The sequence below is a fragment of the Rhodococcus sp. P-2 genome, assembly GCF_016598535.1.
Lineage (GTDB): Bacteria > Actinomycetota > Actinomycetes > Mycobacteriales > Mycobacteriaceae > Rhodococcus_F > Rhodococcus_F baikonurensis.
In genome coordinates, this window is the sequence record NZ_CP066779.1 from 4,615,315 (window position 1) to 4,636,871 (window position 21,557).

Genomic DNA, 21,557 nt, shown 5'->3' on the forward strand with positions numbered 1-21,557 from the left:
TAGACCGATTGGTACATGATTCGGGAATCGACAAACCGGAGCGCGGCCAACGACGCTCACGACGACAAAGGACCGAATCGATGTCCCTGAATTCCACAAACCACACCACGACGACCGTCCTCGGACCGGACGAAGACCTCGCCGGGACCCTCGCGGCCACCGGCGTCCGGATGATGGTCCGAAGCAAACAAACCGAGGGAGGATTCTCGCTTGTGCAGCACCGCATCGCCGCGCATTCGATGACGTCACCGGTCCATCGCCACAGCCGGGAAGACGAGTACACGGTGGTTCAAAGTGGCCGCGTGGCAGCGATGGTCGGAGACGAGATCGTCTACGCGGAGGCCGGCGCCATGATCTTCAAACCGCGTGGCCAGTGGCATGCCGTGTGGAATCCCGACGACGTTCCAGCCCGGATTCTCGAAATCATCACGCCTGGAGGGATGGAAGGCCTGTTCGAACTGATGCCGAAGTTACTGGCCGAAGCAGGTTCCGCCGCGGAAACGGTTGCAGCGCGGGTAGAAGCCGACTTCGGGATCGAATTCGATCTCGTTGCCACCGCCGAGATCGCACAGACACACGGTGTGGGATTCGGCATCGAAAGTCACTGACCTCTGTCAGCACCTACCGATCAAAGGAAGATTCATGCTTGTACTCACCGGAGCAGAAGACCTCAGTGCCAACCTGAACCAAGAGTTGGGCGTCAGCGACTGGCACGAGGTCACACAGGAGTCCATCGACGAGTTCGCCCGCGTCACGGGCGACGATCAGTGGATTCACGTCGACGTGGATCGCGCGAAGGAGTCACCGTTCGGCGGAACGATCGCGCACGGCAACTACACACTGTCGCTGGGACCCAAGTTCTCCTATGCGATGTTCTCGCTCGAAGGTTTTGCGTTTGCTCTCAACTGCGGATTCGACAAAGTCAGGTTGCCTGCCCCGCTACCGGTGGGCTCTCGTGTCCGCATGCGTGCGACGTTGAGCAAAGTCGAACCGATCAATGGCGGTGTCCAGATCACGGTGACGCAGACATTCGAACGAGAACACGGCGACAAACCTGTGTGCGTCGCCGAGATGTTGACCCGCGCCTATCACTGAAAGGTCAGGAGCCGAACATCCTTCGGATCGTGGTACCGAAGGGATGCTTTGCTGTGACACTGCCGAATCGCACCTTGCCGTGTACCACCAGGTGCAGCGGGCCCATCTGCGGGCCGGAACGAACCTTGTTCGACGCGCTTCCTCCGACTGCCTCGACACCGTTCATGTCCACTGTCGCCTCTTCGGGAACGATCAGCGAAATCGAACTGGCGTAGTCGTCGATCGAGATGTTCACGACCTGCGTCTGCATCACCGCGCGCGTGAAATCGATAGTCACACTGGACATTCTGGTGTCGACCACGACGGCTGGCGGAACGATCCATGCTCCGTTCCGTGTCACCGTCGCCATTCGTCCACGGATCACGGCAGCGTTGGCGGCTCCGTAAGTACCGACAACCGGAGCTCCGACGGGAGCGCGGTAAGGCGGGCTCGGGTGAACCGGCGGCGGCTGGGGTTGGTACGTCGGCGCCGGATACGGCTGGCCTTGGTACATCGGCTGACCCGCATTCGGATACGCGGGTGGGTCGTAGTCGGAGATCAGCGTGATGCCCGGTAGATCGGCGAGAACCGAGTTGAGCTCACCTCGCGTCTTTGCGGCCAAGGCAGTGTCCATGCGCTCGGTGAACTCACCGAGCGAGAGCATTCCTTGACCGACGGCTTTCTGCAGCAGCTCGCCGACGTGCTCTCGTTCGGCATCGGATACGCGTAGATTCCTGGCCTCCATGATTTCCAGGATAAACGTTATTCGAGACCTTGTTCTATTGCGTATCGCGTGAGCTCGACGCGATTGGCCAACTGAAGCTTCCGAAGCGTTGCCTGCACGTGGTTCTCGACGGTCCGGTGGCTGAGCGAGAGCCTCGTGGCGATCTGTTTCGCGCTCAGCCCCTTGGCGACAAGGCGGAGCACTTCGGTCTCACGGTCGGTGAGCCGAGGCAGCTCTGGTGCGCGATCGTCGGCCGGTGCCGTCGACATCCGGCGGTACTCGCCGAGCACCAATCCGGCGAGGCCGGGTGTGAAGACGGCTTGTCCGTCGAAAGTCGCACGCACGGCCTCGAGCAGTTCCGCCACCGAAGCACTCTTGACCAGGTAACCCGACGCTCCGGCTTTGACCGCGTCGAGGACGTCGTCACGCTCGGCGGACGCCGAAAGCACCAGGACCTTGCTTTTCGGCGAAACCTCGAGCACTGCGATGGTGGCGTCGGCACCGTTTCCGTCCGGCAGGTTCATGTCCATCAGAACCACGGCCGGTTGCACGGCGGCGGCTCGGCGGCGTGCGCTCTCGACACCCTCCGCCGTGGCGCTCACGGTGAAGCCTGCGGCCTCGAGGTCCCGGGAGACGCCGTCGCGCCACATCGGGTGATCGTCGACGACCATCACCGTCACCGGATTCTCGCTCTGTTCGTCAGTCACGCTCACTCTTCCCCTTCGGAACGTTGATCTCCCATTCGGTGCCCTCCCCCGGCCCGGTTTGCAGGACCGCCGTTCCGCCGAGCGCCTGCACTCGACCGAGAATGGACTTCGATACTCCCATGCGGCCTTCGGCCTCGGCCTGTGCCAAGCGGCCTTCGGGAATTCCGACGCCGTCGTCGCGGACGCTGACGATCACCTCGTCCGGCAGATCTTCGAGCAACACGTATGCCTTCGCCGCGGGCCCCGCGTGGAGCCCGACGTTGGACAGAGCGTTGTCGACGATGGCAGCAAGTTCGATGGCGCGATCGCGCTCGATCACGACCGGGTGCGCGGGCGTCGACACCGACACCGACGTGCTGGCCTGTGTGGTCAACAACGGACACACATCCACTGTCTGCCCGCCGACGTCTGCCGCGGCACCCGAAACCTGCTCGGAGATCAGCATTCTCAATGCGACCTCCTGCTCTCCCGCCAGAGCTGCCAGTTCCGCTGCCTCGCCGCCGAGTGCCGCTCCGCGTCGGCGCACCATCGCCAGGACCTGCAGGACGCCGTCGTGTACTTCGCGTGCCAAGCGTTCACGCTCTTCCGTTGCCGCTGCCAGACGTACGGCTTGTTCGAGTTGCCGGTGCGAGCGCCGAGCGGTGGTGGTGGCCAAGCCCAACGCCAGACCAACCGATACGAGAACGGGAGCCGTCGCATCGCGCCAGAGATCCAGGTTGACCTGATCGCGGATGATCGCGCTGGCCGCCGAAATGACAACTCCGGACGCCATGCCGAGCCACGGCCCGCCGAGAATTGCCGCGGAGATGACGGCGTTGGTAGCCCACAGCGTGGTGGGGAGCGTCTGGTGATTCTGATACCACTCGTGGTCGGAGACCAGCCTCGTCGACGCCATCAGCAAGATGACGACCACCTGATCGGCGATCACCACCTGGTACCGCGGCAGCGTCTTCCCGAACACGGCACCGGAGGTCCCGAGCAGCAGTGCCGACACCCCGGACCACACGGCCATCAGAGCGATGAAGAACCAGCTGAGCCGAGAGTTGGTGTAGTCGGAGGCCGAAGCGAACTGGTAACTGATCGCGTACACCAGCGTGACGAGGCGAAACGCCTGCGCCGCCCGCCACAGCGGGGCATCCGGGTCGGTGTCGACGCCCGACGCCTCGCGAACGGTCGGCTGGTAGTGCAGCCGGCGACGGCGCGTGGGCTCAGTCATCGGGAGGCGTGGGGTTCACGACGCGAGGCTCGGCGCGCGGCTCGTCGGGTTCGGCGGGGAACAGCGGAGTCTCCGGGTCCTCGACGTGTAGCTCCGCGTACGCGACGTCCGGGTCGTCGGCGAGGAGGGAACGAATCGCCGTGTTGAGGACGGCGACGATCGGAACAGCCAAGAGCCCACCGACGATTCCGGCGAGGACGATGCCCGTGGTAATGGCGAGAACGACTGCCAGCGGATGCAGGCGAACTGCGCGACCCAACAACAGCGGTTGCATCACGTGCGCTTCGAGCTGCATGACGCCGATGATGATCCCGAGAACGATCAAGGCGGTCAGAAAACCCTTCGTGACCAGAGCGACAAGCACTGCGAGAAAACCGGTCAGAAATGCACCGACGATCGGGATGAACGCGCCGATGAACACCAACGACGCCAGCGGCAGGGCGAGCGGCACCCCGAGGATCGCCAGGCCGGCACCGATTCCGATCGCGTCGGCGGCGGCAACCGCGACCGTGGCGCGCACGTAGCCGATCAGCGACCCGAAACCTGCAGAACCGGCGATCCGCACGCGACGTCGAGCCTCGGTGGGAACGATCCGGGTGACGAACTGCCAGATCTGGTCGCCGCCGTAGAGAAAGAAGATAAGGGTGAACAGCGTCAGCAACGCCCCGGTGAAGATCTCGCCGATGACCGTCGCCGTGGTCAAGGCGCCGCTGGTCAGGGACTCACGATTGGATTGGACCGACTTGACGACCGAATCACCCGCCTGGCGGATCTGATCCTCGCTGAAGTGAAGCGGACCGCTGGTGAGCCAGTTCTGAATCTGTGTGACGCTGGCCGTGAACTGGTCGGTGAGCTGCGGCAACCCGTCGATGAACTGCTCGACGACAAACGTCATGATTCCCGCGACCAGTCCGATCGAGGCAAGCAGAACAACGATCACCGCTGCCGAGCGAGGAACACCCCACACCTGTAGCCGATCGACCACCGGAATCAGCAGAGCCGATGCCAACAGAGCCAGCCCCACCGGGATGAGCACGGTTTCGAGACGTAGAACCACGTATCCGAGAACCAACAGTCCGGCGAAGATCATAATGAGGCGCCACGACCATTCCGCCGCGATGCGCACGCCGGGATGCACCGCCCGAGCGTCGGCGGAGATGGGTTTGTTCATCCTCGAAGCTCGCTCCGCACGCCCCCTGTTTGCGTTCACCTCGCGAGCCTAACCGGACCGGCCGACACAGGTGAGCGGACGAATAATCGGACGCGCGTACCAACACTTCGACCTCTGCCAGCTAAATTGAACCCTGTGCGGGCCTCATACAGAGCAATAGCGGTGACCATCCGCAGCCGGTGGCCCCTCTATATGCTCTCCATGCTCGCAGCCAACCTGATCGGCGCGGTACTGGTTTTTGCCTTCGTCCGGTACGGCGTGCCGATCCAGGAGTCCGACGCGATAGTCGCCGACCGGGTCCGTAACTTCGCGATCTTCGGCGTGTACCTGGCCTTCGCCGGTGCCGTCAGCCTCACCGCGGCTGCCATGATGTTGAAGTCGGTCATTCGCTGGCGGCTGCGCGGAGGTCCACCGACGAGGTCCGAACAGATGGCGGCACTTCACGCGCCGCTTCGCCAGGCCATCGTTCACCTGGTGCTGTGGATTCTGGGCGGCATCATCTTCGTGTTCCTGACCATCACCGAGATGCCCGGACTCGCGATCGCCGTGATCGTGACGGTCTGCATGGCCGCGACCACGACCTTCGGGTTCACCTACATGCTCGGGGAGCGCATCTTGCGTCCGGTCGCCGCCCAGGCGTTGAGCGAGGGCGAATTCGATCGGACCATGGCGCCGGGCGTCGGAACCCGGCTGGCGATGACCTGGGGGCTCGGCACGCTGATGCCCGTCGCAGGCATCATCTTGCTGTGCTCGACGCAGCTCACGACCGATCTCGAGTTCTCCCCCGACTCGCTCGCGTGGGCGATCCTGCTCATCTCGATCATGGCGATCGTGCAGGCGTTCGCGCTGTCGATGCTGACGGCTACCCAGATCTCCGATCCGATCCGCCAACTGCGACGCGCCATCGAGCGAGTGCAGCGCGGCGCCACCGACGTACGCGTCGAGGTGTTCGACGGCAGTGAGATCGGCCGGCTCCAGGTCGGCTTCAACCGCATGATGAAAGAGTCCGACGAGCGTCGTCTGCTGCGTGAGCTGTTCGGTCAGCACGTCGGCGAGGACGTGGCCCGGCGCGCGCTGAAGTTCGGTACCGAACTGGGCGGCGAAACTCGATTCGTGGCAGTTCTCTTCGTCGACATGGTCGGATCCACGGGCGCCGCTGCCGAGCGCCCGCCGGGTGAAGTGGTCGAGCTGCTCAACGAGTTCTTCCGTGTGGTCGTCGACGTCATCGATCGCCACCACGGTTTTGTCAACAAGTTCATGGGAGATGCGGCGCTCGCCATCTTCGGTGCACCACTCGATCGACCCGACGCTCCGACGGCAGCCCTCGCTGCGGCTCGCGAGCTGCGGTTCAAGCTCAACGACATCACCGGCCTGGACGTCGGTATCGGCGTGAGCGCGGGGCTCGCGGTCGCCGGCAACATCGGTGCTGCCGAACGTTTCGAGTACACCGTGATCGGTGATCCGGTCAATGAGGCGTCGCGGCTCACCGAGCTCGCGAAGCTTCGGCCCAGCCGAGTGCTGGCGTCGACGAGCGCGCTGTATTTCGCCGACGAAGAGGAACAGGCCGAGTGGGAACTCGGCGAGCAAGTTCAACTGCGTGGACGCCGACGACTGACGCATCTGGCGTGGCCCGAAAAGTTTCCAGAGGTCGATCCGGATCAAATTGGTTAGGGTGAGTCGATGGCTCAGCCTGGAAACACCCCACGGCGACTGAGACGACCACGCTCGCCCGTGGCCGAGACCAGTCGGGCCAGAGGGCGCTTCTGGTGGTTGAAGTGGCTGCTCGGGGTGGCTCTGATCGCCCTCCTGATAGCAGAGGGCACCTACCTGTGGCCTCGCCTCAATGAATACTGGCAAGCGCTCACCGAAATTCACTGGGGATGGGTTGCCGCGTGCGTCGCGGCCCAACTCATTTCACTCAGCGGTTACGCCTCGGTGCAGCAACGTCTGCTCAACGCCGCCGGCGTAGTCGCCGGTCACCTCAAGAACCTCTCGGTCATCTACGCCAGCACGGCGATGGCGCTGACGTTGCCTGCCGGGCAAGTTTTCTCCACTGCGTTCACGTACAAACAGACTCGAAAGTGGGGCGCGACGCCGGTAGTCGCGTCCTGGCAGTTGGCAATGTGCGGTGTCATCGCCGCCGCGACTCTGGCACTACTCGGCGCTACCGGCGCAGCGGCGTTCGGCACCAAGGTCAGCCCGGTGACGCTGACGATTTCGCTCGTCGGCATGGCAGCACTGTTTCTGGCATTGCGATACATAGCCCAGAATCCCGGCAGCATCGAGCGCATCGGACACCGAGTTCTGGCCCGGTACAACCGAATTCGCAAAAATCCTATCGGCCACGGTATGCGCCGCTGGTCCGAGATCCTGAAGCAGTTGGACTCGGTCGAACTCAGCCGCACCGACTCGGTCATCGCATTCGGGTGGTCGGCCATCCATCGTGTCGCCGATGTCGCTTGTTTGGGTTTCGCATGCTGGGCGGTGGGCGCGGAACCCTCCTTCGCCGGGCTCCTGATTGCCTTTACCGCCGCCAAAGCAGTCGGCAGTATTCCGTTTTTTCCCGGTGGGCTGGGCTACGTGGATACGGCCCTGATCGCAGCGCTGACGTTCGCCGGGGTCAGCGGAGCTCAGGTATTCGCGTCGGTATTGGTGTATCGGATGGTCAGCCTCGTTATGGTCGCTGTCGTCGGTTGGATCGTCTTCTTGATCACTTTCCGCGCAACTCACCACGAAGACCTCGCGATGGACCTCGAGTTCGAACGTCGAGAACAACCCGGCGTCTAGCGTCGCAACGCTGCTGCCATGTCGTCGAGGTGGGCTCGGCTGATCCGTACCGCAGCCTCCGCGTCACCGGCTTCGATGGCGTCCACCAACATTCGATGCTCGTCCGCATCCGGCTGACTGTGGGGATGCAGGTCCAGAACCGCGATCAACTCGATCAACGCGGCCCGCAGACGCGGCACAAAAGTCTCGAAGAGTTCCGACAGCACGGGATTGTGTGCCGCATCCACCACTGCCCGGTGGACCGCAATGTCGGCGTCGACGAAGGCCGCGTCACCAGAGTGCGCAGCGGCAGTTCTACCGTCCAACGCTTGCCTCAGAGCCGCGACGTCCACGGCGTCGCGGCGCTGCGCAGCGAGCCGAGCTGCTTCGATCTCGACCGCGTTTCGCACCTCGACGACATGAAGGATCGCCTCTGCTTCGAGTACCCGCGGCCACTGATCCGGAGGCGTCGTACTCCGCAGGAAGACACCGGCGCCCTGTCTCGATTCGAGCATGCCGAGGCCCGCGAGAGTCCGCACCGCTTCCCTGATGGTGGACCGCCCGATTCCCAGCTGCGCCGCCAGCGTGGTTTCACCTGGAAGTTTGGCGCCGACTTCCCATTCACCGCTCACGATCCGCGCTCGCAGCAACTCCGCGGCCTGGTCGGTGAGCAGCCGACGCTCGACGATCGGTGACACGTTAACTCCTCAGGTTGTCTGATAAGTGATTTCGTTCTAGTGTAGCCCGCATGGCTACAGGAGCACTCCTTCTCGACTGCCGCGGCGGGGCCTGAAAGACCGGCACCCCTCCGCGGGGTTTCGCCATGCCGGTCTCTCTACTCGACCGCAGGAGAAACCGAAGATGAGCACTACCCGCGCCAACCACTGGAACAACCAGAAGCCGTCACCCATGCCGTCCGAGCGCTATCGCGCCGCGTGGGATCGCGTCGACATTCCGGCATTCGAACGGACCTGGCCGTCCAATCGCACCACCGCGGCACCGCTGTGGGTACCCGTCGATCTGCGTGACGGCAACCAAGCCCTCGCGGAACCGATGGACCCCGAACGCAAGCGTCGGATGTTCGAACTGATGGTGGCGATCGGCTACAAGGAAATCGAGGTCGGCTACCCCTCCGCGAGCCAGACCGACTTCGATTTCGTGCGAGATCTGGTGCGATTCGATCTCGTTCCCGAAGACGTCACCATCGTCGTATTCACCGCCGCGCGTACGGATTTGATCGAGCGGACATACCAGTCGATCGAAGGACTGCCGAACGCGGTCGTCCACATGTACACGGCGACGGCGCCGACGTGGCGAAACGTCGTTCTCGGCAAGGAGCGAGAAGAGCTGCACGACATGATTTTCCGCGCCGCGCAAGACGTGGCCCGAGGAGGCGAAGGCCACGACGGATGGCGATTCGAGTTCTCGCCCGAGGTCTTCAACCTCACTGAACCCGATTACATCCTGCAGGTGTGCAACAGTCTCACCGAACTCTGGGACGCCAGTCCCGATCGCCCGGTCATCCACAACCTGCCTGCCACAGTCGAAATCGCGACCCCCAACATCTATGCCGACCAGATCGAATACATGCACCAGAACCTGGCCCGACGCGATTCGGTGATTCTCTCGGTCCACCCGCACAACGACCGCGGCACCGGGGTTGCATGTGCCGAACTGGCAGTACTGGCCGGCGCGCAGCGCGTCGAGGGATGCCTGTTCGGTAACGGCGAGCGCACCGGCAACGTCGACCTGGTCACTCTGGGCCTGAATCTGCATGCACAGGGCGTCGATCCGGAGATCGACTTCTCCGACATCGACAAGATCCGTCGAACAGTGGAGTACTGCAACAGAATTCCCGTCCACGAGCGCCACCCCTACGGCGGCGATCTCGTGTACACGGCATTTTCCGGAACCCACCAGGATGCGATCAAGAAAGGCTTCGCGCATCACTACGAGAGTGCGGCGGCCGCCGGCGTCGATCCGGGGTCGACGCCGTGGGCAGTCCCCTATCTGCCGATCGACCCCGCCGACGTCGGCCGCGACTACCAGGCGGTCATTCGCGTGAACAGCCAGTCGGGCAAGGGCGGAATCGCATATCTGCTGCAGACCGAATACGGGGTCGAACTCCCCCGCCGCCTGCAGATCGACTTCGCCTCACGGGTGCAGCTCGAGACCGACGACTCGGGCACCGAAATGACAGCCGATCAGCTGTGGAACCTGCTGCTGCGCGAGTACGGGTACAACGGAGGAGTGCGACGGTACTCGCTGGAGCACACCGCCGACGGTGATCAGTTGTTCGTCGCCATCGAACGCGACGGGCGCGAGGTCACCGCTGCAGCCAGCGCGTCCGGACCTGTCGAGGCATTGGGCAAAATCCTGACCGAGCAGGGCTCGGCGGTCGAGGTCGTCTCGCTCACCCAGCATTCACTGCCCCGCAACCCGGAATCTTCCGGCAGTGCAAATTCGGCAGTCACCATCGCAGAGTGTGTGGTGAACGGCGAAGGACGCTGGGGCATTGCGGTGCATCAGTCGGTGACAGCGTCGGCGCTTCACGCGGTCTATGCCGCAAGCACACCAGCTGTGATGCAGCTCACATGATCTTGCGGAAGGATTCCTCGGGGTCCATAGTTGAAGCTACAAGAACTTGAACATTCAACTACTTATTCAGGAGCTTCCATGACCACCGCAACCTTGCCCGCATTGACCGCCGGAACCTGGGTCATCGACACCGTCCACTCCACCGTCGGATTCTCGGTTCGCCACCTCATGGTCTCCAAGGTCCGTGGAACGTTCGACGAGTTCTCCGGAACGATCACCGTTGCCGAGGACGGCACCCCGGCCGTCGAGGCCGAGATCTCCGTGGACTCCATCAACACCAAGAACGAGCAGCGCGACGGCCACATCAAGTCCGCTGACTTCTTCGACGTGGAGAAGTTCCCGAAGGCCACCTTCAAGTCCACCGCAGTGCGCGCCAAGGGCAGCGACTTCGTCCTCGCCGGCGACTTCACGCTCCACGGCGTCACCCGCGAGGTCGAGCTGAACCTCGAGTTCAACGGCGTCAACCCGGGCATGGGCCAGGGCCCCGTCGCCGGATTCGAAGCCACCACCGTCATCAACCGCAAGGACTTCGACATCTCCATCGAGATGCCCCTCGAAGGCGGCGGAGCAGTTGTCGGCGACAAGATCACGATCACCCTCGAGATCGAAGCCGGCCTCCAGGCTTAACAGCACTGTGCGCCTTTATTAACCGCCCGCGGTTAATAAAGGCGCACAGTCGTATGGTGTGAGCGTGAAGAAGTACGCACCATTCCTGCTGATCGACGCCATTCTTGTCATAATCTTCTGCGCGATAGGGCGCCGTACCCACGAAGAAGCCAACGCGCTCGCCGGTCTGGCGAAGACATCCTGGCCCTTCCTGACCGGCCTGGTGATCGGATGGGCTGCCACGTTCGCGCTGTACCGCGACAAGTTCAACGCCGTTCTCCTTCTTCCCACCGGCATTGTCGTTTGGCTCTCCACCGTCGTCATCGGCATGATCCTGCGAGTGTTGAGTGGCCAGGGCACCCAGTTCAGCTTCATCGTGGTCGCGACGCTGGTCCTCGGCGCGTTCCTTCTCGGTTGGCGCGCACTCGCTCCGCTGGTATCGAAAATCCGCACCAAGTCGTAACCAAACTCCACGGCTCGGAACTACCCGAAATGCTCGAGCACGTAGGACACTTTTCGGATGAGCAACACTACGGAGCCCGTCGAACGTAGCGAGAAAGAAGACCGGGGGTTCTTCGGCCAACCCTTTGCGCTGGCGAACCTGTTCGGCGTCGAGATGTGGGAGAGATTCTCCTTCTACGGGATGCAAGGCATCCTCATCTACTACCTGTACTACAGCGTCAGCGACGGCGGCCTCGGCATCAGTCAGGCGGCAGCGACCAGCATCGTCGGCGCGTACGGCGGCACCGTCTATCTGTCGACGATTCTCGGCGCGTGGGTGGCCGACCGACTTCTCGGCTCCGAGCGCACGCTCTTCTACAGTGCTTCGCTGGTGATGGCCGGCCACATCGCCTTGTCGGTTCTTCCCGGCATGTGGGGTGTCGGCGTCGGCCTGGTCATGGTCGCCTTCGGCAGCGGCGGCCTGAAGGCCAATGCGACCTCTCTGGTCGGAGATCTCTATTCCGAACAGGATGTTCGCCGCGACGCCGGATTCTCCATCTTCTACATGGGAATCAACATCGGCGGTCTTGTCGGCCCACTGCTCACCGGAGCCGTCCAGGACGCGTGGGGATTCCACGCCGGTTTTGCTCTCGCCGCGGTCGGCATGGCTCTCGGTCTGATCCAGTACACGCTGGGCCGCAAGCATCTTCACGGAATCGGTGCCGAGCCCGGCAACCCGTTGCCCGCAGACAAGCGCGCGCTCTACATCGGGATCGGCATTGCCGCGATCGTCGTCGTCGCGGTCGCCTCGATCACCGGTTTGATCACGGCCGACAACATGTCCGACGTCGTTGTCGGACTCACGATCGTCGCGTCCGTCGGTTACTTCCTCCTCATGCTCACCAGCAAGAAGGTGACCAAGGTCGAACGCAGTCGAGTCTTTGCGTTCATCCCGATGTTCATCGCGAGCGCGGCCTTCTGGTCGCTGTTTCAGCAGCAGTTCACCACTGTGCCGGTGATCTCCGACAAACTCCTGGACCGCAATCTCTTCGGTTGGGACTTCCCGCCGACGTGGGTGCAGTCGATCAACCCGGTGTTCATCATCATCTTTGCCGGTGTGTTTGCAGCGATGTGGACAAAACTCGGTGACCGTCAGCCGTCGTCGCCGATCAAGTTCGCGCTCGGTACCGGCACGATGGGTCTGGCGTTCCTGGCGTTCATCCCGATCACCGGTGGCGGACCGAACAGTGCACCGCTCCTCGGCCTGGCCGGCGTGCTTCTGCTCTTCACCTTCGCGGAACTCTTCCTGTCCCCCGTCGGCCTTTCCCTTGCAACCAAACTCGCGCCCGAGCATTTCCACACTCAGATGGTGGCGTTGTTCTTCTTGTCCGTTGCGTTGGGTTCTTCGATGGCGGGAACCTTGGCCGGTTACTTCGACATCGACGACAGTCGCCCGTTCTTCCTGATCATCGGTTTCTCGTCGATCGGAATCGGAGTGATTCTTGCTCTTGCCTCGCCGTGGATCAAGAAGCTGATGCAGGGCGTGAAGTAGACGGTCTCACTTCACCCACAACCACAGAGCCAACACGAATCCCGCTGTCGCTACTGCCACACGCAGTACCGATGGCGGGATTTTCTTGACGACGGGCGGGCCACACCACCCTCCGGCCAAAGCGCCGAGCGCCATCGCCAACGCGGCCACCCAATGCACCTGTCCGGAGAAGGCGAAGATGAGTGCAGCCACAAGATTGGCAATGCCGAGAAAGAAGCTCTTCAGGATCGTTGCACGCCACACCGTTTCGGAAGTGAGGATGAGCGTCGCGGCCAGGAAAATGACGCCGGCACCGGCACCGAAATAGCCGCCGTAGACCGCGACGGCAAACAGTGCTGCCGAGTAGATTCCGGGACGGTCACCGCCGCCCGACAGCTCACGAATCTTCGGTTGCAGTAGCAGCGCGAGCGAGGCGAACACGACCATCGCCGGCACAACGGATTCGAACGAACCTTCCGGTGCCAACCACAGAATCAGGGCACCGACGATGCCACCGGCAGCCGAATAGAGAGACCAGCGAACAAGTTTCGGACCGGTATCGGCAACTTCACGGGACGAGTTCGCCAATGCGCCGACGCCGACGGCCACCAACGCGACGGTATTGGTCATGTTCGCGCTGACCGGCGAGAGCCCGACGCTCAGCAGCGCCGGGTACGAGACGATCGACGCAAGACCGGTGACAAAACCGACTAGACCGCTGAAGAATCCCGCTACGACGAGGAAAAGGAAATCGAGCAGGTTCACGAACCAGGAATCTACTCGCGGTGCTTGGTACTACTTGTCGGCAGGCTTGCCGAGTTCCTGGAAGAGCTTGTCCGTCATCTGCATTGCTCGATCACCACCGTCGGCGTCTGCGACGAACACTGCAAACGCGAAGTCTCCGCGCGCTCCGTAGAACCAGCGATCGTCACCGCTCGCTGCGCCGGCCGCCATCATGTCCGGGTACCCAGCCAGTCCGCCGGCGCCTCGCATGGCGTCACGCAGACGATTGTTGACGTCGCCGGGCAATGCCGTCGGCGCGACGTCGGCGGTTGCCGGTTGTCCGAAGACCATCATCGGCAGCGGGGCACTGCCGCGGGCGATCGATGCCGCGAGCATCGCCATTCCGAACGGAGTCACTGTCGGCGCGCTCGCGTCGTTGGACGTCTTGTTGGCCATGACGTTGTTCATCGCCTGGTCCACGCCGGGACGGTTCGCGGCAAGCACTGCTGTCTGCTGTTCGAGTCCCTGAATGTGGAAGCCGTTGCCGAGTCCGAGCTGCTGCCCGGTGTCGGCCAACTGCTCGGCTGACACGCTGCCGGGGTCGACGCCGTTCTGCATCGACGATGCGAGACGGACCAGATCGAGTGCGCCGCCGGCCGGGCGTAACCCGGTGAAGGCGATCGGGCCCTGTTCGATGGCCTGATTGTTCTGTGCTGCAGCCAGAATGGCACCGTCCGACGGGCGGATCGCCACGATGGCCGCGGGAGTACCTGCACTGACGACAGCTTCGATCGCGGCGAGTTGAGCGTGCGAGTCGAGAGTCGCGGCAACGTCGGGGCCGGGAGGTCCCTGGAAGCCGGCTTGCTTGATCGGGAATCCGTTGGGCTCGACCAGGTTGACCGCCCAGCCGGCGGTGGCGTCGCGATTGGCCTGCCACACGGTCCGCAGCGGGTCCAGCAACGGCGAGTTGATGCGACGATCGGAGGCGATCAGCTTGGGTGTCTTGACCACGACGACGCCGGGGATCGCAAAATCGCTTTCCAGGTAGGCGTAGTCGGGATCGCGGAGCAGTACGGCGGTGACGGGCTTGCCTGGGTTGGCGGCGAGGTCGGCCAACATCGACTCCGAAGTGACCAACGGTGCGACAGGTTCGAGCACCGTGGCGAGGCGACGAGTGGTGTCCACGGGGTCCGGCATGGTGGCCGGGTCGAGAGTGATCGCGTTGATGGTCTGCTCGTTCATGAGCAGGGTGCCGGTGCTGTCGACGACCTTCGGCGGCGCTGCGTCCGTGCGGGTGTACGAGACGGTGCGACCGTTGCCGAGGTCGGGAACGAGGACCGACGGGTCCCAGGACACACGCCAGCCGACCGACAGATCGCGAACCTCACCCTGCGACTGGTAGCTCCAGTCCTTGCCTTCACCGAAGTTCCAGGACGCGTCGAGAGTGAAGAGTCCGGAGTCGCTACCCAGGTCCATGACCTGAGCGACGTCGAAGTCGGTGGACTTGGCGGCAAGTCCGTCGAACATCTGCTGGATCGACGGCCGCGCGGCGTTGGGGTACGACGTGAGCGCTGCGGCAGCTTCGGCGTCGTGGTTGTTGAGGGCGGTGACGAAGTCCTCCACCACCGAGGCGGCGTCGGATTTCTTCTCCCCACCGATGACACACGACGCGAGCGCCACTGTCAGAACGACAGCAGTTATCGACGCAACGACATATTTTCCACGACGGTTGTGCTGTCCTCCGGGCCCCATGCATGTAACTCTTTACTTCTGTCACACGAGTAACAAGCACGGGATGCCTACGAACGTGTCACGGTTGAGCTACGACGGTGTGATCCAACTGCAACGGAAAACAGGTTTCAGCGCAGAAAAGTACCCGCTACCTGCACTGCAGGCGAAGAGCTGTCCGCACCCGCGATGAATACCGCAAATGCGAGATCTCCCTTGATTCCGACAAACCACCCGTGTGCTGGACCACCTTCGGTTTCGGCCGTACCGGTCTTGCCCAGAAGCCCCGGAATGTCCTGCAACGACGTTGCCGTACCGCCTGTGACGGTCTCGCGCATCATCACCCGCAACTGTTCGGTCACCTCCGCGGGAGCAGGGGCCACCGTCTGATCCGCGACACCGGCCTGTCCCTTGACCAACATCGGCGCGGGTGTCGTTCCGTTCGCGATCGAGGCCGCCACCAGAGCCATCCCGAAAGGCGTGGCGGTCACCGTGCCCTGTCCGATCGCACTCTCGACACGTTCGGCGGGCGTGTTCGCGTCAGGGACGTTGCCCGTCACCGTCGTGAGGCCGGGGGTGACGTAGTCGACGCCGAGCCCGAACTGCAGCGCCACTTTGTGCAGAGCATCGGCAGGCAGACCGACGGCCATCCTGGCCATGGTGGTGTTGCACGACTTCGCGAACGCGGTGTGCAGCGGAACCGATCCGAGGTCGAACTCGTCGTCATTGGGGATCTGACGGCCCTCGATGTTCTCGGTACCCGGGCACGCCAGAACGGTGTCCGGTGTAGCGACGCCGGCTTGCAGGGCCGCGGACGTCGTCACGGTCTTGAACGTCGAACCCGGTGGGTACAGGCCGGTCAACGCGATCGGGCCCTGTGCGTCGGCGGGTGCGTTCTGGGCCACCGCCAACACCGCTCCGGTCGACGGCTGCAGCGCAACGATCGCCGCCTGTTGCGTAACCCCGGCGAGCGCGTTCTCGGCCGCGAGTTGCAGCGGTCGGTCGATGGTTGTCGCGATGTTCGGAGCAACCGGCCCGTCTTGGCCGGCGACGGTGGTGACGGTTCCGTTCTGCTTCACCTGCTGCACCGCCCAGCCTGCGGACTTGTCCTGCCCCTCCTGCCACAGATCGGACAACCCACTGAATGTCGGCGACGCCAAAGTCTTGTCCACCGAGAGCAACCGAGCCTGCGGCGCCAAGCTCACTCCAGGAATTGCCGCTAACCGCTCCTCGATCGGTGCAAGATCCTCGGCACGCAAAGTGATTGCGGTGACCGGCTTCCCGCTTGCCGACGCAAGATCGCCGCTCAGTGATGCCGCCGTGATCGTCGGAGCGACAGGCGAGAGCAGGGCCGCCACCGCTGCCGTGTCCACCGGTGGAACCGCAGCGGAATCGAGATTGACCAGCGTCACCACCTGCTGCTCCATGATCGGCTGGCCCGCCGCGTCCAGCACCGACGGCGGAGCACCTGTCGTGGGCGTGTAGCGCAGCGTCGTCGAGGAGGTCAGGTCCGGGGCGAGCAGCGCCGGATCCCACTGGATCAGCCAGTTGTCGCCGCTTTTCGACGCGTTTCCCTGCGTCGAGTAGTTCCAGTCCTGCCCCTCACCGAACTTCCACGCCGCGTCGAGCGTGAACGTCCCCGCAGAATCGCCGGACTCGGCGGCGTCGGAAACGGTGAATGTTCCCTCGTCCTTGCCCAGCCCCTCGATCAGAGCCGAAATCGCAGTCGACGCCGCCGCCGGATCGGTGGTCAGGGCTGCCGCCGCTTGCACGTCATCCGACGTGAGCGCGGAGGCGAACTCCTCTGCCACTGATTTCGGCTGGTCAGGGCCAGAACTGCAGGAAACCACCGATCCTGCGGCCAATGCCCCCAGTGCCACGGCAGCCATGGGACGACGGAAAGTTCGGAAGCTCTGACGAGCGTGTGGAAGGCGCACGACTCCGATCATGCCCGAATTTGTGGCGCCGGTTCGACTATCGGTGTAATCATGTAATCAGTGCAATAAACGCACATCAGGGCTCCACCAGCTTTCCGAGGAGAACGCCATGAAGAACTCACAAGGCTCCGGCGACCGCAGGTTCGGCCGACCCGGAGGTTGGCAACAGGCATCGGTTCCCGACGCGAGTGATGCGTCCGACTGGTTTGCCGGTCGACTTCCAGATGACTGGTTCACCGGCAGCGCCGACGTCCAGGTCGACCGCGAAGAAATCGTCGTGATCGGTGAACTCCCCGCAGTCGACGGTGGCGAGGCCACCGCGGACGGAAGGATCTCACGCTTTCGCGAAACCACGCGCGCCGATCGGATGCGCATAGCTGACGAGGCCGAGGCTCGCTACGGACGCAAGGTCGCCTGGGGTGTACGCCTGGACGAAAAGACCGTCCTGTTCACACATCTCGCAGTTCCGGTGATGACACGACTACGTCAGCCCGAACGCAAGGTTCTCGACACCTTGGTGGACGCGGGAGTTGCTCGCTCGCGAGCGGATGCACTCATGTGGACAGTCCGGTTGGCGGGCAAGCACAGCGAACAGTGGCTCACCGAGCTACGAGAAGCGATGTCGAAGGTCGACGATCTTCGGTCCGAAGGCCCGAAAATCTGAGGACCGTGCGATTTTCAGTAGACCGAGACTTCAACTCCACGAGTAGCTTTCGGAGCACGAAACCTTTCCAACAAGGTCTCACAGCCTCGAACCAGCACCGCGACGTCGGTCCCGATTGCCACGAATCGACAACCGAGACCGATCGCGAGGTCGGCCACGGCGTCCGAACCCGCCAAAGTTCCCACCGGAACTCCGATTCGTGTGCACTCGTCCACCACGAATCGAAATGCCTCCTGCACCTGCGGATGCAGCGGCTGTCCAAGATGACCCGACGTCGCAGCGAGGTCCGACAAGCCCACAAAGACAGCGTCGATACCGGCTGTGCCCGCAATATCGCCGATGTTCGCCACAGCGTCGGGGGTTTCGATCTGCGCGATGAGAGTTATTCCGTCCGCGGATTTTTCGAGGTAGTCGACATCTCTGTTCCATCGCGAGGCGCGAGCGAGGGCGCTACCGACTCCGCGGTTCCCGAACGGCGGATATCGTGTTGCGGCAACGGCATCCCTCGCTGCTGAACCGGATTCGACCATCGGCAGCAGTAGCGTTCTCACACCGATGTCCAGAAGTCTCTTGATATCAACCTCGTCGGTGCTCGGCGGGCGCACGATCGGTTCGACCGCATCAGCTGCAACAGCTCGCAATTGATCCGCCACCGACCGGAGGTCGTTCGGACCGTGCTCGGAGTCGATCAACACCCAGTCGAACCCGGCCCCTGCGCATATCTCGGCAGTGACCGCTTCACCGAGCCCGAGCCACAAACCGAGGGCGGGAGCAGTATCGGACCGAAGCGCGACCTTGAACGGCTTGGTTGTCATTGTTCTTGTCCGGTCTCGGCAAACCGACACGAGACAGTGCCGAGCGAGCCGTAGTCGATGTGAAAGGTGTCCCCCGGCTGCGCCTGGATCGGACGGGTGAACGAGCCGGCAAGAATCACGTGGCCGGCTTTCAGTCCGACACCGAGACGTCCGAGTTTGTTCGCGAGCCACGCAACACCGATTGCCGGATGATTCAGGACCGCGGCAGCTACTCCGCTTTCCTCGACAACTGCGTTTCGATAGCAGAGCGCTGACACCCAGCGCAGATCGGTCTCGTTCGGTACCACCGGACGCCCACCGAGAATGATTCCGGCGTTCGCTGCATTGTCCGAGATGGTGTCGAACACTGTACGTGTTCGACCTGATCCCGGGTCGACCTGCACGATCCGTGCGTCGATGATCTCCACCGCCGGAACGACATACCGCGTCGCGTCGAGTACGTCGTACAGTGTGACGCCGGGGCCACTGAGGTCCCGATCGAGGACAAACGCCAACTCCACCTCCACCCGCGGAACAATGAAGTGCCCATTGGGTATCTCGGAACCGTCGGCAAAGAGCATGTCGTCGAGCAGCACCCCGTGGTCCGGTTCGGTGATCTTCGACGCCCGCTGCATCACCTTCGAAGTCAACCCGATCTTGTGGCCGATGATCGTCCTGCCCCTGGCAAGCTTTCTCGCGACCCATGCGGTCTGAATTGCATAGGCGTCGTCGAGGTCCATCTTCGGATATCCGAGAGAGAGCTGTCCGACCTGCACACCGGACAGCTCTGCTTGGTCGAGTTCTTCGGCGGCGGTCCGTATTTGACGTTCAGTCAGCATGACGCTCCTGCTGTCGAGATTTCTAGAGAGGGTGAGTGCAGCGATCCGCGCGCGAGACGCTTCCGCCGCATTGCCGCGGTCGGCCTGCAGACTTGTAAGCTCGATTCGTGGAAGCGACGGGAACAAATGCCGATCGGCGCGGCTCGGCAGGAACAAATGCCGAGCGCAGCAAACGGACCGCTGATGAAGCAATGGAACCCGTCCTGGCAATGTTCGACCAGTACGGATCTGCCGACGACCCTCCCGCTGCTCGACTGGGGCTGCTCGCGCTGTGGCTGGCCGACGACATCATCGGTTCGGTGAACCGGAGCCTCGAACCGTTCGAGATTTCCGAACGAAAGCTCGACGTTCTGCTCATCTTCGCCGCCCAGGCGATCAGCGACACAGACGAGCCGTACATGCGGCAGACACCGAGCGGCATCTCGGATTACTTCGGGATCTCCCGTGCCAGTGCAACCGGCGTCCTCGACTGGCTCGAGAAGCGCGAATTCGTCGAGCGCACTCGGACCGGGACCGACCGCCGGTCCACTCCCATCCAGATCACGGAAATCGGGAAAGGCACTGTCGCGGAGACGGTTCCTGCCTTCGAAGAGGCTTGCCGTGGCCTCCTCGCCCCTCTGTCCGATCGAGACCGAAAAGACCTCGGCCGAATCCTCGGCAAGTGGTGGACTCATTTCAAAGATCCGGACACGACTGAAGGCTGATCGACCCGAGCGAGCCTGAACGGGTCGGAAGTGGTTGTGTACCAACCGCCACCGTGCATTCGCCCCACGAGATCGAGCGAAGCACCGTCGATGTGGCCTCGGCTCGGATCCAACACGTGCTCGTCGTCGACATGTGCGGTCGTGATCTCGCCGACCACGATCGATCGCCCGTAGCCGATCGACAACGTCTGTTGTTCCACGCATTCCAACGAAACTGGTGCTCTTGCCAACCGAGGGGGCGCAATGCTCTGTGAAGCAACCAGTTCCAGACCCGCGACGGCCGTTTCGTCAACTGCGGCTGGATAGTCTCCGGCGGTGATATTCATACTCTCGACAGACTCGAGGTCGACAAGATTGATCACGAACTCACCTGTGTCGCCGATATTTCGAGCAGTATCCTTCGGAATTCCCTCACGAGCACCGATCCCGATGCACACGAGCGGTGGTGTCCCCGACATCAGATTGAAGAATGAGAACGGGGCGGCGTTCACCAAACCCCTGACGTTTACCGTCGTGATCCAGGCTATCGGTCTCGGGACGATGAGAGAGGCGAGGAGGTTGTAGCGAGACTTCGGTGCCATCTCCCCCACGTCGAAAATCATTCGCTCGAGCCGGCCGCAGGCTGGGCGCGCAGGCTCTTACGGCATCTACACAATCCCACCTGGTGGAGCTCGACGAGGTTGCCAGCCGGGTCGCGCACGAACAACTGCTTGAGGTCGGGCGAAGCGACGTTGTCCAGAGCAAAGTATTCAACACCGAGCTTGTCCAGTTCACGTTCGGCGGCCCCGATGTCAGCGACCGCGAGCGCTATGTGATTTTCCACCGGATCCTTGCCCGGCCCCTTGCTGTAGGGGGAAGGCCCGTCACTACCGAGAAGATGAATCTGCACATCACTCGGAATATCGAGGAAGTAACCATGAATACCGGGAATGTGCCAGCGTCCCGCATCCTGGGTCAGATTGAGAACGTCCCGGTAGTAGTCGCGGGTTCGGTCGGCGATGTCATTCCCCATTCCCAACCCGATGTGATGCAACTCAAGTACCTCTACGGCCATGATTTCCTCCCTGATACCTGCTCGAATATTTAGTATGGCAGCCATATCATCTGGCAGGCGTAACAATGCCGATACGTTTGCCTATTGTCAAGATCACAATGAGCCGGGCTCGAATAACCCATTGCACCGCCAGGTCGACCGCGTTAGCCTGGAACACGAATCATTCCCGACAGAACAGGAAACGGGCCGTTGCTCCTCTAGAGGTTCATTACGCGAAGGCACTCGCACCCATCAGCAGTTGCTGAGCCGGGCGCACAGTCCAAGCACCCTCTGGAGTACT

Annotated in this window: 22 protein-coding genes; 10 read left to right on the forward strand and 12 right to left on the reverse strand. The window is 62.7% G+C overall.

Features of this window, described 5'->3' with window-relative positions; all coding sequences use genetic code 11:
- The first annotated feature begins 80 nt into the window (after positions 1-80).
- Together I7X09_RS21720 and I7X09_RS21725 are read left to right on the forward strand one after the other, a co-directional pair.
- Positions 81-608 carry a cupin domain-containing protein gene (locus I7X09_RS21720; RefSeq protein ID WP_200313625.1) on the forward strand — a complete coding sequence of 176 codons (528 nt, stop codon included), beginning with the start codon at positions 81-83 and terminating at the stop codon, positions 606-608.
- A 34-nt stretch (positions 609-642) separates the two neighbouring features.
- Positions 643-1,095: a MaoC family dehydratase gene (locus I7X09_RS21725; protein ID WP_050655484.1), complete on the forward strand. Its 453-nt coding sequence runs from the start codon at positions 643-645 to the stop codon at positions 1,093-1,095.
- A 4-nt stretch (positions 1,096-1,099) separates the two neighbouring features.
- Here I7X09_RS21725 and I7X09_RS21730 read toward each other — a convergent pair whose 3' ends face one another.
- The 4 genes from I7X09_RS21730 to I7X09_RS21745 are packed head-to-tail and all read right to left on the reverse strand — an operon-like array spanning position 1,100 to position 4,892.
- Complete coding sequence (locus I7X09_RS21730) at positions 1,100-1,819, reverse strand: DUF1707 SHOCT-like domain-containing protein (RefSeq protein ID WP_200313627.1); 720 nt, start codon at positions 1,817-1,819, stop codon at positions 1,100-1,102.
- Between the two features lie 17 nt (positions 1,820-1,836).
- A complete protein-coding gene (locus I7X09_RS21735) occupies positions 1,837-2,469 on the reverse strand; it encodes a response regulator (protein ID WP_152965808.1) in 633 nt (210 codons plus the stop codon).
- Between the two features lie 28 nt (positions 2,470-2,497).
- Positions 2,498-3,721: a MacS family sensor histidine kinase gene (gene macS, locus I7X09_RS21740; protein ID WP_200313629.1), complete on the reverse strand. Its 1,224-nt coding sequence runs from the start codon at positions 3,719-3,721 to the stop codon at positions 2,498-2,500.
- Positions 3,714-4,892: an AI-2E family transporter gene (locus I7X09_RS21745; RefSeq protein WP_200313631.1), complete on the reverse strand. Its 1,179-nt coding sequence runs from the start codon at positions 4,890-4,892 to the stop codon at positions 3,714-3,716. Before I7X09_RS21745 ends, macS begins: the two co-directional genes overlap by 8 nt.
- Positions 4,893-5,084: 192 nt before the next feature.
- Here I7X09_RS21745 and I7X09_RS21750 point away from each other — a divergent pair, with 192 nt between their 5' ends.
- A complete protein-coding gene (locus I7X09_RS21750) occupies positions 5,085-6,563 on the forward strand; it encodes an adenylate/guanylate cyclase domain-containing protein (protein ID WP_200318001.1) in 1,479 nt (492 codons plus the stop codon).
- A gap of 9 nt (positions 6,564-6,572) precedes the next feature.
- On the forward strand, positions 6,573-7,679 hold the full coding sequence (locus tag I7X09_RS21755; RefSeq protein ID WP_200313633.1) for a lysylphosphatidylglycerol synthase transmembrane domain-containing protein: 1,107 nt from the start codon (positions 6,573-6,575) through the stop codon (positions 7,677-7,679).
- Here the strand turns inward: I7X09_RS21755 and I7X09_RS21760 are convergent.
- On the reverse strand, positions 7,676-8,356 hold the full coding sequence (locus I7X09_RS21760; protein WP_007734477.1) for a FadR/GntR family transcriptional regulator: 681 nt from the start codon (positions 8,354-8,356) through the stop codon (positions 7,676-7,678). The two genes, I7X09_RS21755 and I7X09_RS21760, sit on opposite strands and share 4 nt — an antisense overlap.
- A gap of 163 nt (positions 8,357-8,519) precedes the next feature.
- Here I7X09_RS21760 and I7X09_RS21765 point away from each other — a divergent pair, with 163 nt between their 5' ends.
- From I7X09_RS21765 to I7X09_RS21780, 4 genes are all read left to right on the forward strand, one after another.
- A complete protein-coding gene (locus tag I7X09_RS21765) occupies positions 8,520-10,256 on the forward strand; it encodes a 2-isopropylmalate synthase (RefSeq protein ID WP_200313635.1) in 1,737 nt (578 codons plus the stop codon).
- A 78-nt stretch (positions 10,257-10,334) separates the two neighbouring features.
- Positions 10,335-10,883 (forward strand): YceI family protein, encoded by a 549-nt coding sequence (locus tag I7X09_RS21770; RefSeq protein WP_050655476.1) that lies wholly within the window; start codon positions 10,335-10,337, stop codon positions 10,881-10,883.
- Between the two features lie 64 nt (positions 10,884-10,947).
- Positions 10,948-11,325 carry a DUF3054 domain-containing protein gene (locus I7X09_RS21775; protein ID WP_095971478.1) on the forward strand — a complete coding sequence of 126 codons (378 nt, stop codon included), beginning with the start codon at positions 10,948-10,950 and terminating at the stop codon, positions 11,323-11,325.
- A gap of 57 nt (positions 11,326-11,382) precedes the next feature.
- Complete coding sequence (locus I7X09_RS21780) at positions 11,383-12,855, forward strand: peptide MFS transporter (RefSeq protein WP_047889122.1); 1,473 nt, start codon at positions 11,383-11,385, stop codon at positions 12,853-12,855.
- 6 nt (positions 12,856-12,861) lie between these two features.
- On the opposite strand, the gene I7X09_RS21785 is transcribed toward I7X09_RS21780, so the two are convergent.
- The 3 genes from I7X09_RS21785 to I7X09_RS21795 form a co-directional block, all read right to left on the reverse strand.
- Positions 12,862-13,599: a sulfite exporter TauE/SafE family protein gene (locus I7X09_RS21785; protein WP_047889121.1), complete on the reverse strand. Its 738-nt coding sequence runs from the start codon at positions 13,597-13,599 to the stop codon at positions 12,862-12,864.
- 30 nt (positions 13,600-13,629) lie between these two features.
- The gene (locus I7X09_RS21790) at positions 13,630-15,309 is read right to left on the reverse strand and encodes an NTF2-like N-terminal transpeptidase domain-containing protein (RefSeq protein ID WP_166811602.1); all 1,680 of its coding nucleotides are present in this window, start codon (positions 15,307-15,309) and stop codon (positions 13,630-13,632) included.
- 107 nt (positions 15,310-15,416) lie between these two features.
- Positions 15,417-17,174: a penicillin-binding transpeptidase domain-containing protein gene (locus I7X09_RS21795; protein ID WP_200318003.1), complete on the reverse strand. Its 1,758-nt coding sequence runs from the start codon at positions 17,172-17,174 to the stop codon at positions 15,417-15,419.
- Positions 17,175-17,331: 157 nt separating this feature from the next.
- Between I7X09_RS21795 and I7X09_RS21800 the strand changes: the two genes are divergently transcribed.
- Positions 17,332-17,886: a hypothetical protein gene (locus I7X09_RS21800; RefSeq protein ID WP_200313637.1), complete on the forward strand. Its 555-nt coding sequence runs from the start codon at positions 17,332-17,334 to the stop codon at positions 17,884-17,886.
- A 14-nt stretch (positions 17,887-17,900) separates the two neighbouring features.
- Here I7X09_RS21800 and I7X09_RS21805 read toward each other — a convergent pair whose 3' ends face one another.
- Together I7X09_RS21805 and hpaH are read right to left on the reverse strand one after the other, a co-directional pair.
- Positions 17,901-18,701 (reverse strand): HpcH/HpaI aldolase family protein, encoded by an 801-nt coding sequence (locus I7X09_RS21805; protein WP_185564798.1) that lies wholly within the window; start codon positions 18,699-18,701, stop codon positions 17,901-17,903.
- Positions 18,698-19,519 carry a 2-oxo-hept-4-ene-1,7-dioate hydratase gene (gene hpaH, locus I7X09_RS21810; RefSeq protein ID WP_124568761.1) on the reverse strand — a complete coding sequence of 274 codons (822 nt, stop codon included), beginning with the start codon at positions 19,517-19,519 and terminating at the stop codon, positions 18,698-18,700. Before hpaH ends, I7X09_RS21805 begins: the two co-directional genes overlap by 4 nt.
- 107 nt (positions 19,520-19,626) lie before the next feature.
- On the opposite strand from hpaH, the gene I7X09_RS21815 reads away from it, so the two are divergent.
- Positions 19,627-20,223 (forward strand): MarR family winged helix-turn-helix transcriptional regulator, encoded by a 597-nt coding sequence (locus I7X09_RS21815; RefSeq protein WP_124568762.1) that lies wholly within the window; start codon positions 19,627-19,629, stop codon positions 20,221-20,223.
- Here I7X09_RS21815 and I7X09_RS21820 read toward each other — a convergent pair.
- Both I7X09_RS21820 and I7X09_RS21825 read right to left on the reverse strand, forming a co-directional pair.
- Complete coding sequence (locus I7X09_RS21820; protein ID WP_325100593.1) at positions 20,190-20,825, reverse strand: flavin reductase family protein; 636 nt, start codon at positions 20,823-20,825, stop codon at positions 20,190-20,192. The two genes, I7X09_RS21815 and I7X09_RS21820, sit on opposite strands and share 34 nt — an antisense overlap.
- Positions 20,822-21,277 carry a VOC family protein gene (locus I7X09_RS21825; protein ID WP_124568763.1) on the reverse strand — a complete coding sequence of 152 codons (456 nt, stop codon included), beginning with the start codon at positions 21,275-21,277 and terminating at the stop codon, positions 20,822-20,824. The genes I7X09_RS21820 and I7X09_RS21825 overlap by 4 nt, the downstream gene beginning before the upstream one ends.
- Between the last annotated feature and the right edge of the window lie 280 nt (positions 21,278-21,557).

Coding starts and splice junctions, on each gene's coding strand:
- I7X09_RS21720 (WP_200313625.1), top strand. CDS start 81: ATGTCCCTGAATTCCACAAACCACACCACGACGACCGTCCTCGGACCG.
- I7X09_RS21725 (WP_050655484.1), top strand. CDS start 643: ATGCTTGTACTCACCGGAGCAGAAGACCTCAGTGCCAACCTGAACCAA.
- I7X09_RS21755 (WP_200313633.1), top strand. CDS start 6,573: ATGGCTCAGCCTGGAAACACCCCACGGCGACTGAGACGACCACGCTCG.
- I7X09_RS21820 (WP_325100593.1), bottom strand. CDS start 20,825: ATGATTTTCGACGTGGGGGAGATGGCACCGAAGTCTCGCTACAACCTC.
- I7X09_RS21750 (WP_200318001.1), top strand. CDS start 5,085: ATGCTCTCCATGCTCGCAGCCAACCTGATCGGCGCGGTACTGGTTTTT.
- I7X09_RS21765 (WP_200313635.1), top strand. CDS start 8,520: ATGAGCACTACCCGCGCCAACCACTGGAACAACCAGAAGCCGTCACCC.
- I7X09_RS21790 (WP_166811602.1), bottom strand. CDS start 15,309: ATGGGGCCCGGAGGACAGCACAACCGTCGTGGAAAATATGTCGTTGCG.
- I7X09_RS21825 (WP_124568763.1), bottom strand. CDS start 21,277: ATGGCCGTAGAGGTACTTGAGTTGCATCACATCGGGTTGGGAATGGGG.
- I7X09_RS21800 (WP_200313637.1), top strand. CDS start 17,332: ATGAAGAACTCACAAGGCTCCGGCGACCGCAGGTTCGGCCGACCCGGA.
- I7X09_RS21745 (WP_200313631.1), bottom strand. CDS start 4,892: ATGAACAAACCCATCTCCGCCGACGCTCGGGCGGTGCATCCCGGCGTG.
- I7X09_RS21770 (WP_050655476.1), top strand. CDS start 10,335: ATGACCACCGCAACCTTGCCCGCATTGACCGCCGGAACCTGGGTCATC.
- I7X09_RS21730 (WP_200313627.1), bottom strand. CDS start 1,819: ATGGAGGCCAGGAATCTACGCGTATCCGATGCCGAACGAGAGCACGTC.
- hpaH (WP_124568761.1), bottom strand. CDS start 19,519: ATGCTGACTGAACGTCAAATACGGACCGCCGCCGAAGAACTCGACCAA.
- I7X09_RS21805 (WP_185564798.1), bottom strand. CDS start 18,701: ATGACAACCAAGCCGTTCAAGGTCGCGCTTCGGTCCGATACTGCTCCC.
- I7X09_RS21795 (WP_200318003.1), bottom strand. CDS start 17,174: ATGGCTGCCGTGGCACTGGGGGCATTGGCCGCAGGATCGGTGGTTTCC.
- I7X09_RS21735 (WP_152965808.1), bottom strand. CDS start 2,469: ATGGTCGTCGACGATCACCCGATGTGGCGCGACGGCGTCTCCCGGGAC.
- I7X09_RS21780 (WP_047889122.1), top strand. CDS start 11,383: ATGAGCAACACTACGGAGCCCGTCGAACGTAGCGAGAAAGAAGACCGG.
- macS (WP_200313629.1), bottom strand. CDS start 3,721: ATGACTGAGCCCACGCGCCGTCGCCGGCTGCACTACCAGCCGACCGTT.